Genomic DNA, 13,247 nt, shown 5'->3' on the forward strand with positions numbered 1-13,247 from the left:
TCCCCCTTATTCATTTTCATCGTTTTCCGGAAACGGAATCGCTTCATCCATAATCACGGTTTGATCACGAATGACTTTAAATCCGGCTTTCGATCCTTCTTCAATCATAAATTCAAGCGTGCGCGCTGTATCTTCTGTAATTAAAAACTTTTCATATGGTTCGGTCATGCTGTGATCCATATCCTCAATGTAAATCTGCACTTCCTGCGGTTCGCCTTCCATTTCCGGCTCATACGGAATGACAATGTTCTTTACAACGGTTTCCGGCGGAATCTCTTCCGGTCCTTTTGACAAGATGACCTCAATCGTGCTGCCGGGAGCAACTTCACTTCCAGCCTGAGGTGTTTGTCTCAAAACTTGTCCGGCATCAACGGTATCTGAATATTCTTCTCCGGCAACCTTAATCGAAATGCCGGCTGAATCCGCATAGTCTTCAAGACTTTTTTTGTTGTAGTCCGTCAAATCAATTAGAATGACGTTGGCAAGTCCGGCACTGACCGTTAAATCGACATTCACTTCTTCCGGAAGAACCTGTTCACCAGCTTCCGGCTTTTGTTCCAGAACAGTACCCGATTCACTGTCATCATGAACCATTTCCACATTCACATGGCGAAATCCGGCTTCTTCAAGCAGCTCACGCGTTTCTTCCAACGTTTTGCCGGTGTAATCCTTCATATTGGTCTTTTCTTTGCCTGCCGATACGTACAAGTCTATTTCACTGCCTTCTTTCACCGTTTCACCAGCTTCCGGATTGGTCCGAATAACTTTTCCTTCCGGGATGTCCCCGCTGAATTCTTCATGTGATTCCCTGACGACAAATCCTGCTATGACAAGTTTGGAAGCAGCGGCTTCAAGGCCATCCCCTGTTGTATCCGGCACGACAATATCTTTCGGTGCCGTTACGATAGGCCAGATCAATACAAACGCAATCGCGATGGTAATAATGACAGCAATGAACCACGGCCACTTCTTACGCTTTTTCTCTTTTTTCACTTGTTCCGTTTTTTGTTCAGGCTCAGGCTGCTCATTAAGCCGTTCGCCCGGCTTTGACGCGATAGTAGGAATCGCTTTCGTTGCTTCGTCATCTTCAACCGGTATCGTAAACTTTGCTTCGTGTATACGATAGTCTTCCAGTGCTGTCGAAAGATCGGCTTCCATCGCTTCCGCGCTTGCATATCGGTGAAACGGATCTTTTGCAGTCGCATGCAGGACAATGTTTTCCACACTTTGCGGCACATCGGGATACAGCTGCTTGACAGATGGCGTATCCGATTGTAAATGCTTTAAGGCAATCGATACGGCTGACTCACCTGAAAATGGCAGTCTGCCTGTTAAAAGCTCATACATGACAATACCAAGTGCATAAATGTCCGACTTTTTTGTCGCCATTCCGCCTCTTGCCTGTTCAGGTGAAATATAATGAACAGAACCGAGAACCGCGTTCGTTTGTGTAATCGAGGTCGCACTCATGGCCATCGCAATACCAAAATCGGTCATTTTGACCGTGCCTTCATGATCAATTAACATATTGTGTGGTTTTATATCCCGATGAATAATCGAGTGCTGATGAGCAAATGCGACTGCTGCGGTCATCTGTTTCATAATATCGATGACTTTTTCATATGGAACGGGTGAGTAATGCTGAATGTACTCCTTTAACGTCATGCCATCCACATATTCCATTACGATAAAATTCACATCGTCTTCTTCACCGACGTCATAAATACTGACAATGTTTGGATGAGCAAGGCTTGATGCCGCCTGTGCTTCCCGCTGAAACCGGCGCAAAAATTCATCTTCTCCCGCAAAATCAAAGCGCAGGACTTTGATCGCCACATCACGGTCTAAAATGATATCACGGGCAAGATACACATTGGCCATCCCTCCGCCGCCAATCGTCCGTTCAATTTTATAGCGGCCGCTTAATCGTCTGCCGATCAACATACTGCTCATCCGCTTTCACTTCCGGCACAATGCTCGAGGATCACAACAGTGATGTTGTCTTCGCCTCCGTTTTCATTGGCCATTTGAATAAGTGTATCCGCTTTAAGCGGCAGCGAGTCTCCCGATAACAGGACGTTTTTCATTTGATCGGCGGTTACTTTATTCGATAAACCGTCCGAGCAGAGAAGAAGAAAATCTCCTTCTTCAAACATAATCGTCCGGTAATCCACCGTCAGTTTTTCCTCCGTCCCAAGCGCGCGTGTAAGGACGTTTTTTTTCGGATGGCTTTCTGCGTCTTCACGGGTAATTTCACCGGATTTTACGAGTTCATTTACAAGTGAATGATCGTCTGTCACTTGTGTGAACCCGTTTTCACTTTGCAAATAGCACCGGCTGTCGCCGATGCTCGCAATGGTGCAAAATTTTTCCGTACAGAGTGCAGCGACAAGCGTTGTCCCCATTCCTCTGCATTCAGGATGTTTTTTCGCATGTGTGAAAATATGGAGATTGATTTCGGATATAATCGCCTTCAGCCACTCCACAGCATCGTCAGGGGATAAGAAACCCGCTGCCGATTCATTCCATGCTTTCTCCATCGCCTCTATGGTCATGCGGCTCGCGATATCCCCCGCATTATGGCCGCCCATTCCGTCCGCCACTATCGCTAAGCAAAGTTGGCCGCCATGATGAAACACGCCGCCATTATCTTCATTATGAGCTCGGATTCGGCCTTTATCCGTTTGAAAAACAGCATTCAAATTGGTCACCTCGTTTCGCCGGCACGCTCTTTCGCACGGAGCTGTCCGCATGCCGCATCAATATCCGTTCCCTGTTCACGGCGGATTGTTACATTTACGCCATTTTTTTTCAATGTTTTTTCAAACTCAAAGATTTTATTGCGCGGTGTACGGACGTAATCGCGTTCCGGTACATAGTTGACCGGAATTAAGTTTACATGGCACTTGATTCCTTTAATAAGAGCAGCCAGTTCTTCCGCATGGGCAGCGGAATCGTTTTCGCCGCCGAACAATCCGTATTCGAAGCTGATGCGGCGTCCTGTCTTTTCTGTATAGTAACGGATCGCTTCCATTAGATCTTTCAGCTTATAGGCGCGATTAATCGGCATCAGTTTCGAGCGCAGTTCATCATTTGGCGCATGGAGTGACACCGCAAAATTAATTTGCGTTTTTTCATCCGCGAATTTATAAATTTTCGGTATAATACCGCTCGTCGAGACGGTAATGTGGCGTGCCCCGATATTCAGCCCTTTTTCATGATTAATAATATGCAAAAATGACATCATTTCATCGTAGTTATCGAAAGGTTCGCCAATTCCCATAATGACAACCGAGCTGACACGTTCACCGACTTCATCCAGCGCCTGTTGTACTTTCACAACTTGTGCGACAATTTCACCTGCTTCAAGGTTCCGTTTTAAGCCGCCAAGCGTAGAGGCGCAAAACGTGCAGCCAATACGGCAGCCGACCTGCGTGGTAACACAGATCGAGTTGCCGTAATCATGCCGCATTAATACCGTTTCAATGGAATATCCGTCGTGCAGTTCAAATAGGAATTTAATCGTGCCATCTGCGGATTCTTGCTGAATGGCGGTTTTCAAAACGGTGAATGAAAAATGTTCTTCCAGTTTTTCGCGCAGCCCTTTTGACAAATTCGTCATATCATCCACGGATTTCGCCCGTTTTACATACAGCCAGTCAAATATTTGGTCGGCGCGGAATGGTTTTTCACCATTTTCCGCGAGCCAGTCTTTCAATTCGTGAAGTTCCAGTGAATAAATCGACGGTTTCTTTGCTTCATTTTGTTTGGTTGCTGCTATGTTCATTTATGAGTGTGCCTTCTTTCTAAATTTACTGATAAAAAATCCATCTCCGCCGAAATCGTCCGGAAATACTTGAATCATTGTCGATTGCGGCTGAATGGAGATATGTTCAAGAGGCTCCGGCTGGAATTCAGGGTGCGCCTTCAGAAAAGCCGCTGCCGTCCCTTCATTTTCTGCCTTATCAACCGTACAGGTACTGTAGACAAGAACGCCGTTTTCTTTTAACAACGGGACAGCCGCCTCTAAAATATTCAGCTGAATCGCTTGCAGATTGTCCAGATCCTTTTCTGTTTTCGCATACTTCAAATCTGGTTTTCGCCGGATGACTCCAAGCCCGGAGCAAGGCGCATCAACAAGAATCGCATCAAACGTTTCACTTTCAAAGAGCTCGCCGGCCTTGCGTGCATCCTGCTTTTGAACAAGAATGTTTGAAAGCGAAAGACGCTCGGCGTTTTGCGTCACAAGCTTCAATTTATGAGCATGAATATCGAGGGCGTCAATTCTCCCTTCTCCATTCATCAGTTCCGCAATATGAGCGGTTTTCCCGCCAGGTGCGGCGCACATATCGAGAATACGCTGTCCGGATGAGGCTTCAAGAACAGGGGCGACGAGCATCGAACTTTCATCTTGAATCGAAATGGAACCGTCTTTATAAAGAGAAGATTTGGCGGCATTTCCTCTGGCGATCCGCACCGCATATGGAGAGACATCCGAAGGGATGGCATAAAATCCTTCTTCTTCCAGTTTTTCAATCGCTTCATCACGTGTCATTTTCATTTTATTAACGCGTACTGTCTGGTCAGGTGCGGTCAAATTATGCCGGCACATCGCTTCGGTTTTTTCCGCACCGTATGCGCTTATCCATCGTTTTACAAGCCAAAGCGGATGACTTGTCTCAACAGAAATACGCTCCGCTTCATCATGGATCGATTTGGTGTCCGGCACCCCCTCGCGCTGAATGGAGCGGAGAACACCGTTGACCATTCCGGCGATGCCTTTATGACCGCGCTTCTTCGCGATGTTGACCGCTTCATGTATAATGGCCCGCTCCGGTACTTTATCAAGATAGACCATTTGATAAAGTGATAAACGGAGCAAGTTATGAACCCATCTTTCCGGTTTTTTTTTCAAAAAAGGCGCGAGGTAAAAATCAAGTGTTAATTTTCTTTGGATGGTCCCATAAGTGATTTCCGTCAACAAGGCGGCATCCCGTCCGGAAATGTCATTTTTTTCAATCGCATTGTTTAACATTAAGTTGCTGTAGGAGCCGCTTTTTTCCACTGTGTCAATTAAGTCAAGCGCTATTTCGCGCACATTTGCTGTTCCCATTTTACTCTCCAAACTTCATGCCGGCTGCAAGTGCAGAACCGGAGCCGCGTAAATAATCGCGTGCGCTCATGCGTTTTTTGCCTGCCGGCTGTAATTCTTTTATTTTCAAAGATGTATCAGAACCTGTTGACACAATAATCCCGTCCTGTTCAACCGCTGTAATTGTGCCCGGTTTACCGGCATCACCTTTCACTTTTTCGGCTTTCCAGACTTTCACGACAGCCCCATCAAGTTTTGTATAGGCTACTGGCCACGGATGAAGGCCGCGCACCTGATTATACAGCTCTTCCCCGGCTCGGCTCCAGTCGATTTTTTCATCTGAGCGGCGTATGTTCGGCGCAAATGTTGCTTTCGATTCATCCTGTGGAGTACGGCTCGATTGGCCTGATAAAATGGCTGGAATCGTTTCGGATAAAAGTGAGGCACCGATTTTACTTAATTTATCATGAAGGGTCCCTGTATCATCCGTTTCTTCAATCGTAACGGCAGACTGGCTGATAATATCACCGGCATCCAATTTTTCCGCCATATACATAATCGTAATACCCGTTTCTTTTTTTCCCTGCAAAATAGCGTAATGAATGGGTGCGCCGCCTCGTAATTCCGGAAGCAGAGACGCATGTACATTGATACAGCCATATACCGGTGCATCGAGCAGTTCATTAGGCAGCAGCTGTCCATATGCCGCGGTAACGACAAGATCCGGATTCAGCGCCAAAATCTGCTTCAATTCTTCCGATTTAGACAGCTTCTCCGGCTGTAAAACAGGCAGCTGGTGTTTTAATGCCGCCTCTTTGACAGGCGGAGGTGTCATCACTTTTTTTCGCCCGACAGGACGGTCCGGCTGTGTGACGACCGCCAGTATGTCATAACCGTCTTCAATAAGTCTCTCGAGAACGGGAACAGAAAAATCCGGTGTGCCCATAAATACTATTTTTGTCATTACGAATCCACCCTTTCCAATTCCTCTGCCGGAATGTATTTCGTTACTTTCGACGTGAATAAAATGCCGTCGAGGTGATCCATTTCGTGAAGGATCGCGCGCGCTAAAAAGCCTTCCGCCCGAAATGTGTACGGCTGTCCTTTTACATTGAACGCTTTTATTTGAATGACATTCGGACGCGTTACTTCTCCATATAAATCGGGAAAGCTTAAGCACCCTTCAATATCCGTTTGTTTGCCTGAGGATTCCACCAGCTCGGGATTAATGAGCACGATCAATCCGTGCTCATCCTCCACGTCTACAATCGCAAGCCTGATGTCCAGGCCGATCTGCGGCGCGGCTAGTCCGACGCCGTCTGCTTTTATCATCGTTTCCTGCATATCGCGTACAAGACGCTTTAATTTGCTGTCAAACTGCGTAACCGGACGGCAATTTTTTTCTAAAATCGCCGCCGGATGTTCGACAATCGTTAATACGGTCATCTTCTTCCTCTTTTCTACATTAACACGTATGGATGTATATCAATGGACACCATCAATCCGTTTGATTTGCCCTTTTTTGAATAATGTTCAAGTACTTCTTTTAATACATCGGTCAAGTTTGGTTCCCGTTTGTATTTTATCAAACATTGCCACCGATATCTATTGTTGATCCGCGCAATGGGCGATGCGACTGGTCCAAGGATGACAGCCGCGGGAGACAACGAAGGCGTAATCTTCGTGACGATCTTATTCGCTGCAGAAGCCGCTTCAACTGCTTCTTCATGACTGACTGTAATGAGCGCTAAATAATAAAACGGCGGATAGCCGCCCATTTTACGCATCATCATTTCCTGCTGATAAAACGATTCATAATTTTGTTCAGCAGCCAGCTGAATGCTGTAGTGTTCAGGCGTGTACGTCTGGACGACGACTTCGCCCGGCAGTGTATGGCGCCCGGCGCGTCCGCTCACCTGCGTCAATAGTTGAAATGTTTTCTCTGATGAGCGGAAATCCGGCAAATGAAGCATCGTGTCTGCACTTAACACACCGACAAGCGTAATATGAGGGAAATCGAGCCCTTTTGCAATCATTTGCGTGCCGAGTAAAATATCCGCTTCTTTATCGGCAAATTTACGCAAAAGCCGTTCATGTGCGCCTTTCGTTCCGGTGGTATCGACATCCATTCGAATAATACGCGCTTGCGGCAGCAGTTTTAATAATTCTTCCTCCACTTTTTGCGTTCCGGTGCCAAAATGGCGGATGTGCTCGCTGCCGCATTCAGGACATACAGACGGCGCCAGTTCTTCATAGCCGCAATAATGACATTTCAGCTGATGCCGATGGCGGTGATAAGTCATCGATACATCGCAGTTTGGACATCCTGCCACATATCCGCAGTCGCGGCAAATAATAAAAGAAGAATATCCGCGTTTATTTAAAAATAAAACGGTCTGCTCGCCTTTTTCAAGCCGGTCTTTTAATTTATCAAACAGTGACCGGGAAAACATCGACCTGTTTCCTTCTCGGAGCTCTTCCCTCATATCGACAATATCTACTGCGGGAAGCGGCCGGTCATTGACACGGCTTTCGAGCGAGAGCAATGTGTAAACGCCCTTTTTCGCACGTGCATACGTTTCAAGTGAAGGGGTTGCACTTCCCAATATAACAGGGCAATTATAAAACGCCGACCGCTGAATCGCCACGTCGCGTGCGTGATAGCGCGGATTTTCTTCCTGTTTATAGCTCGTTTCATGTTCTTCATCAATTATAATAAGTCCAATGTTTTGAAACGGCGCGAAAACAGCCGACCGCGCGCCGACGACGACTTTTACTTCATTACGGCTGATTTTCCGCCATTCGTCGTACTTTTCACCAATGGAAAGCCCGCTGTGCAAAACCGCAACGTCATTCCCAAAGCGCCGTTTAAACCGCTCAGTCATTTGCGGTGTCAGGGAAATCTCCGGAACAAGGACAATCGCTTCCTGCCCTTTTTCAATCACGCGGCTGATCGATTGTAAATAAATTTCCGTTTTGCCGCTTCCCGTCACCCCATGAAGCAAAAACGTCCCCGATGTCCCTTCATTTATTGCATCGAGAATCGGTGTAATGGCTTCTTTTTGATTTTCTGTTAAAACGAGCGGTGTATCCGATTCGAAATCTTGCCCGCTATGCGGATCGCGGTACATTTCTTCCTGCTTTTCCTGCAAATACCCTTTTTCAATTAATGCTTTTGCGGTTGCAGATGAAATGCCTGTTTCTTTTAAAGTGAGCCATTGATTTGTCCGCCCTGAAAAAAAAAGCAATGCCTCTTTTTGTTTAACGGCATTTTTCGCCATAATCTCTACCGTTTCGGACAACTCGGTGTCAGACAGCGTGCATTTGACCATTCTGACCGTTTTTTTTCGGCCTTTGCTTTTGACGGAATAAATGACTTCCAGTGAGCCATTTTTCACTTCTTTGCGTATATGCGCCAATTTACCGGCATCCGCTGCTTCTTCCCACGGAATTTCTTCCCGGTTGTTGAATAACGTCTCCATTTCCGGATGAATGGGCTGCTCTCCTGTTTTTCGAATGACTTTCGAATATTTTGCTTTCATCGCGGCCGGCAGCATGACCTGCAAGGCGGAGATTTTAAAGCAAAGTGATTCTATGGTGAGCCAATCCGCCAGTGACAGAAGCTCCTCATTTAACACCGGCACAATATCCATCGGCTCTATAATCGGTTTCAGCTTGCGGCCTTCTGTCTCTTCTTTTACATCAAGCACAAACCCCTGTACGTGACGCGGACCGAATGGCACAATAACGCGCATGCCCGGCTGAATGACTTCCCGCCAGCGATCCGGTATTTCATAGTCAAACGGGCGGTCTGTCTGCATGGCAGCTACGTCCACAATGACAGAAGCTGTCTTCATTCTGCCTCACCCATCCGCTCGATCGCTTCTGTTAAAATGTGAAATGCTGCTTCTTTTTTCGACATCTTATTAAATTCTTTATGGGAGCCGTCCCGGTGGAAAATGGTAATGATATTTGTATCGCCGCCAAATCCAGCACCGGTCTGCTTCACATTGTTTGCGACAATCATATCCGCATTTTTCGACTCCAGTTTTCTTTTCGCATACATCTCCAGGTTGTTTGTTTCCGCCGCAAAACCAATTAAAAACTGTTGCTCTTTTCGCTCACCCAGTGTTTTTAAAATATCTCGCGTACGTTCAAGTTCAAGAGACAGTCCGCTATCCTGTTTTTTCATTTTCTGATCATGAACGAGTTTCGGCCGGTAATCGGCGACAGCGGCTGTTTTCACAATGATATCCGCTTCGCTGTAGGACGCCATCACCGCTTCAAACATGTCCTCAGCACTTTCCACATTTTTAATGGTTACACCAGAAGGCGGATCAATCGCCACCGGACCTGAAATAAGCTCCACATCAGCCCCCAGATCACGGGCTGCTTCCGCAACGGCATAGCCCATTTTACCGGTTGAGCGGTTTGTAAAAAAACGGACCGGGTCCACCGCTTCACGCGTTGGTCCGGCTGTAACAATCACTTTTTTCCCTGCGAGCGGTTTATGTTTCTCCCGGATAAAATAATCTGCCGCAAGAGCGGCGATGACTTCTGGCTCTTCCATACGTCCTTTTCCCGTATAACCGCAGGCAAGGTACCCTTCTCCCGGTTCAATAAAACGGTACCCAAAAGATTTCAGCGTATCCATATTTTTTTGCACGGCTGGATGGGCATACATATGAACATTCATCGCAGGCGCGATCCATTTTGGCGCTGTACCGGCAAGCAAAACGGTCGACACCATATCATCCGCGATACCATTGGCCATTTTAGCGATCAAATTGGCTGTTGCCGGAGCGGCAATGACAAGATCCGCCCAGTCCGCAATGTCAATGTGCGCAATTTTGGCCGGATCCTTCTCATCAAATGTATCCGTATAAACAGGCTGGCTGGATAAAGCCTGAAATGTAACCGGTGTAACAAATTTTTGTGCCGACTCGGTCATCACGACTTTCACTTCCGCACCGGCCTGTTTTAATTTGCTTGTCAGCGCCGCCGCTTTATAAACCGCAATTCCTCCGCTGACGCAAAGCAAAATATGTTTACCATTCATCCATGTATCCTCCGTTCAATCGTTCTTTACCAATATGATAGCATAAAAAAAGAAAAGGCCGGTGTGAGCCGCCCTTTTACCTTCATCCTTTATTTACACTTCATCTGAATACGTTTCATTTAAATCTTTCTTTTTCATCACAAGCTCATCCGCATAAATTTCTTCCAGCGCTTTGCCGACAAATTTATGAGACTGGTATGAAGGTAATACTTCTGATCCCCTGTTTTCCTGCATAAAGCGCGCGCGTTTTGCGGCAACGCTGACGAGCGAGTATTTTGAATCGATTTTAGTCAGTAAATTATCAATTGATGGATATAACATTAATTTTCACCTTCCAGCATAATTTGGTAACGGTGCTGCACGCGTTCACGGCGGCAGTGCTCCGCTTCAACAATGGATTGGATGCGGCTGCACGCACGCTCGACTTCGTCGTTTTCAACAACGTAGTCATATAAATCCATCATTTTGATTTCTTTTCTAGCCTGCTCCATGCGGCCGCGGATTACAGCATCTGTCTCCGTGCCTCGGCCAATAATCCGGCTGTGCAGTTCGGAAAGACTCGGCGGTGCAAGAAAAATAAATAGGCCTTCCGGAAATTTCTCACGTACCTGACGGGCCCCTTCCACTTCAATTTCAAGGAATATATCCGTCCCGGCATCAAGCGTCTCCCTCACATAATCAACCGGCGTCCCGTAATAATTGCCGACAAACTCAGCATATTCCAGCAATTTACCGTCGGCAATAAGCTGTTCGAATTCTTCCCGGGATTTGAAAAAATAATCGACTCCATCGACTTCACCTTCTCGAGGCTTGCGTGTAGTCATCGAAATCGAATATTCGAACTTTACATCTTCCCTTGAGAAAATCGCTTTTCGCACCGTCCCTTTTCCAACACCTGATGGTCCGGACAATACGATCAGCAAGCCTTTTTCCTTCACGTCTTTCACATTCCTTCCTCTGCATCCTCATCTTTCAAAACAGCTCGGTTTGCCACTGTTTCCGGTTGAACGGCTGACAAAATAATATAGCTGCTGTCCGTTATAATGACCGCACGCGTCCGGCGGCCAAACGTCGCATCGACGAGATTTCCACTTTCACGAGACTCTTGTACAAGCCGTTTGATCGGTGCCGACTCCGGGCTGACAATCGCCACAATCCGATCTGCCGAGACGACGCTTCCGAAACCAATATTGATTAACTGCATCGTCTTAAATCCCCTTTGTCAATCTAATCCGTTCTTGCATACTTAAAGCATTATATCATATTTTCTCCGAATATTGCTTAAAAAATAAGCGGACCGCAAATTTACCTAATCTTTCTTCATCGTGATATGATAAATAAATAGGTATGTTAGAAAAGGGAGTATGATGTATGGCATTTGATGGATTATTCACGAAGGCAATGGTCGAAGAATTAAATGAAGCGCTCACCGGCGGGAGGGTCAATAAAATTTACCAGCCGTATAAAAATGAAGCAATGATGGTCATTCGGGCGCGCGGGAAAAACAATAAGCTTCTTTTATCCGCCCATCCTTCATACGCACGTGTCCAGCTGACGGATACGGTACAGGACAACCCGTCTGAACCGCCGCTGTTTTGTATGATGATGCGCAAACATTTGGATGGCGCCATCTTAGAAAACATTCAACAGAACGGTCTTGATCGGACCATTGTATTGGAGTTTAAAGGAAAAAATGAAATCGGCGACATTTCCTATAAACAGCTGTACGTTGAAATTATGGGACGCCACAGCAACATCATTCTTGTTGATAAAGAAAAGGGGACAATCATTGACAGCATTAAGCACGTACCACCTGTATTAAACAGCTTCCGGACGATTTTACCGGGATCATTGTACGTGGACCCGCCTGCGCAAAACAAAAAAAATCCGCTGACAGCTGATATACAGTCGGTTGCACAGTCCATTGATTTTAACGCCGGAAAAATCGGCAAACAGCTCGTTGCCGCCTTTGAAGGAATGTCTCCTCTCATCAGTAATGAGGTTGTTGCCCGCGCCGGACTTGCGAACCGCGAAACGATTCCGCCCGCTTTTGTAGAAGTGATGAAGCCTTTGCGCGAACTTGCGTATAATCCGGTGATGATCGACGACGGCTCGAAAACGTATTTTTATATGGTGGACCTGCCTCATTTGCAAGGCGACAGGACGGCTTTTGACACGTTATCTGCACTTCTTGACCGTTATTATTTCGGCAAAGCAGAACGTGACCGTGTCCGTCAGCAGGCAAACGATCTTGAACGCTTAATCAGCAACGAACTGCAAAAAAACTGGTCGAAAATAAAGAAGCTGGAGCGGACGCTTGAAGAAGCGGAAAACGCCGGTGAATATCAGCGGCTCGGTGAATTGCTGACAGCCAATTTGTTCATGGTGAAAAAAGGCATGACGGAAATAGAGGTATTAAATTATTACGATGAAAACGGCGCGATGGTGACGATTCCCCTTGATCCGCAAAAAAACCCGTCAGACAATGCGCAAAAGTACTTTTCACGTTATCAAAAAGCAAAAAATGCGATTTTGGTGGTTCAAGAGCAGATTGAACTAACAAAAAACGAAATCCGCTATTTTGAAGCACTCCTGCAGCAGCTTGAATCGGCTTCTCCACGCGATATTGAAGAAATCCGGGAAGAGCTGGCGGACGAAGGCTACGTGAAAGCACGACATGTGAAAAAGAAAAAGAAAATGGAAAAACCGTCCATTGAAGAGTATGTATCCTCTGACGGCACGCTTATTCACGCCGGCAAAAACAACCGTCAAAATGATTACTTAACAAACAAATTTGCGCGCCGCGATGATATTTGGCTCCATACGAAAGACATCCCCGGCTCACACGTTGTCATCCGCTCGGACGAACCGTCTGACGAGACGATATTAGAAGCCGCAATGATCGCCGCCTACTATAGTAAAGCAAAAGAGTCCTCATCCGTACCGGTGGATTATACAAAAGTGCGCCACGTAAAAAAACCATCCGGCGCCAAGCCTGGTTTTGTGATCTACGACCAGCAGCACACCGTTTACGTGACACCGGATGAAGGCAAAGTGATGGAAATGAAGAAATAATAGCTTACTAAAAGAAAAGGG

Annotated in this window: 12 protein-coding genes; 1 reads left to right on the forward strand and 11 read right to left on the reverse strand. The window is 46.4% G+C overall.

What is annotated here, in order from left to right; translation table 11 throughout:
- Window positions 1-6 precede the first annotated feature (6 nt).
- From pknB to remA, 11 genes are all read right to left on the reverse strand, one after another.
- Window positions 7-1,944 carry a Stk1 family PASTA domain-containing Ser/Thr kinase gene (gene pknB / locus BTO30_RS07860; RefSeq protein ID WP_075398225.1) on the reverse strand — a complete coding sequence of 646 codons (1,938 nt, stop codon included), beginning with the start codon at window positions 1,942-1,944 and terminating at the stop codon, window positions 7-9.
- Window positions 1,945-1,949: 5 nt separating this feature from the next.
- The gene (locus BTO30_RS07865) at window positions 1,950-2,702 is read right to left on the reverse strand and encodes a Stp1/IreP family PP2C-type Ser/Thr phosphatase (protein WP_075398170.1); all 753 of its coding nucleotides are present in this window, start codon (window positions 2,700-2,702) and stop codon (window positions 1,950-1,952) included.
- Between the two features lie 5 nt (window positions 2,703-2,707).
- Complete coding sequence (rlmN, locus tag BTO30_RS07870) at window positions 2,708-3,787, reverse strand: dual-specificity RNA methyltransferase RlmN (RefSeq protein ID WP_075398171.1); 1,080 nt, start codon at window positions 3,785-3,787, stop codon at window positions 2,708-2,710.
- Complete coding sequence (gene rsmB / locus BTO30_RS07875; protein ID WP_075398172.1) at window positions 3,788-5,113, reverse strand: 16S rRNA (cytosine(967)-C(5))-methyltransferase RsmB; 1,326 nt, start codon at window positions 5,111-5,113, stop codon at window positions 3,788-3,790.
- 1 nt (window position 5,114) lies between these two features.
- Window positions 5,115-6,056 carry a methionyl-tRNA formyltransferase gene (gene fmt, locus BTO30_RS07880; protein ID WP_075398173.1) on the reverse strand — a complete coding sequence of 314 codons (942 nt, stop codon included), beginning with the start codon at window positions 6,054-6,056 and terminating at the stop codon, window positions 5,115-5,117.
- Complete coding sequence (def, locus tag BTO30_RS07885) at window positions 6,056-6,538, reverse strand: peptide deformylase (protein ID WP_075398174.1); 483 nt, start codon at window positions 6,536-6,538, stop codon at window positions 6,056-6,058. The genes fmt and def overlap by 1 nt, the downstream gene beginning before the upstream one ends.
- 14 nt (window positions 6,539-6,552) lie before the next feature.
- Window positions 6,553-8,949 (reverse strand): primosomal protein N', encoded by a 2,397-nt coding sequence (gene priA, locus BTO30_RS07890; protein ID WP_075398175.1) that lies wholly within the window; start codon window positions 8,947-8,949, stop codon window positions 6,553-6,555.
- The gene (gene coaBC, locus BTO30_RS07895) at window positions 8,946-10,151 is read right to left on the reverse strand and encodes a bifunctional phosphopantothenoylcysteine decarboxylase/phosphopantothenate--cysteine ligase CoaBC (RefSeq protein WP_075398176.1); all 1,206 of its coding nucleotides are present in this window, start codon (window positions 10,149-10,151) and stop codon (window positions 8,946-8,948) included. The genes priA and coaBC overlap by 4 nt, the downstream gene beginning before the upstream one ends.
- 93 nt (window positions 10,152-10,244) lie before the next feature.
- Window positions 10,245-10,472 carry a DNA-directed RNA polymerase subunit omega gene (gene rpoZ, locus BTO30_RS07900; RefSeq protein ID WP_075398177.1) on the reverse strand — a complete coding sequence of 76 codons (228 nt, stop codon included), beginning with the start codon at window positions 10,470-10,472 and terminating at the stop codon, window positions 10,245-10,247.
- Entirely contained in the window at window positions 10,472-11,089 is a 618-nt protein-coding gene (gene gmk, locus BTO30_RS07905; protein WP_075398226.1) for a guanylate kinase, read from the reverse strand. Before gmk ends, rpoZ begins: the two co-directional genes overlap by 1 nt.
- Before the next feature lie 5 nt (window positions 11,090-11,094).
- The gene (gene remA / locus BTO30_RS07910; protein WP_075398178.1) at window positions 11,095-11,355 is read right to left on the reverse strand and encodes an extracellular matrix/biofilm regulator RemA; all 261 of its coding nucleotides are present in this window, start codon (window positions 11,353-11,355) and stop codon (window positions 11,095-11,097) included.
- A 167-nt stretch (window positions 11,356-11,522) separates the two neighbouring features.
- Between remA and BTO30_RS07915 the strand changes: the two genes are divergently transcribed.
- The gene (locus BTO30_RS07915; protein WP_075398179.1) at window positions 11,523-13,226 is read left to right on the forward strand and encodes an Rqc2 family fibronectin-binding protein; all 1,704 of its coding nucleotides are present in this window, start codon (window positions 11,523-11,525) and stop codon (window positions 13,224-13,226) included.
- The last annotated feature ends 21 nt before the right edge of the window (window positions 13,227-13,247 follow it).

The sequence above is a fragment of the Domibacillus antri genome (assembly GCF_001936625.1).
Lineage (GTDB): Bacteria > Bacillota > Bacilli > Bacillales > Domibacillaceae > Domibacillus > Domibacillus antri.

What these genes read in the sequence shown, in the direction of transcription:
- pknB (WP_075398225.1), bottom strand. Translation starts at nt 1,944, where the DNA reads ATGTTGATCGGCAGACGATTAAGCGGCCGCTATAAAATTGAACGGACG.
- rlmN (WP_075398171.1), bottom strand. Translation starts at nt 3,787, where the DNA reads ATGAACATAGCAGCAACCAAACAAAATGAAGCAAAGAAACCGTCGATT.
- rsmB (WP_075398172.1), bottom strand. Translation starts at nt 5,113, where the DNA reads ATGGGAACAGCAAATGTGCGCGAAATAGCGCTTGACTTAATTGACACA.
- fmt (WP_075398173.1), bottom strand. Translation starts at nt 6,056, where the DNA reads ATGACAAAAATAGTATTTATGGGCACACCGGATTTTTCTGTTCCCGTT.
- def (WP_075398174.1), bottom strand. Translation starts at nt 6,538, where the DNA reads ATGACCGTATTAACGATTGTCGAACATCCGGCGGCGATTTTAGAAAAA.
- priA (WP_075398175.1), bottom strand. Translation starts at nt 8,949, where the DNA reads ATGAAGACAGCTTCTGTCATTGTGGACGTAGCTGCCATGCAGACAGAC.
- coaBC (WP_075398176.1), bottom strand. Translation starts at nt 10,151, where the DNA reads ATGAATGGTAAACATATTTTGCTTTGCGTCAGCGGAGGAATTGCGGTT.
- rpoZ (WP_075398177.1), bottom strand. Translation starts at nt 10,472, where the DNA reads ATGTTATATCCATCAATTGATAATTTACTGACTAAAATCGATTCAAAA.
- remA (WP_075398178.1), bottom strand. Translation starts at nt 11,355, where the DNA reads ATGCAGTTAATCAATATTGGTTTCGGAAGCGTCGTCTCGGCAGATCGG.
- BTO30_RS07915 (WP_075398179.1), top strand. Translation starts at nt 11,523, where the DNA reads ATGGCATTTGATGGATTATTCACGAAGGCAATGGTCGAAGAATTAAAT.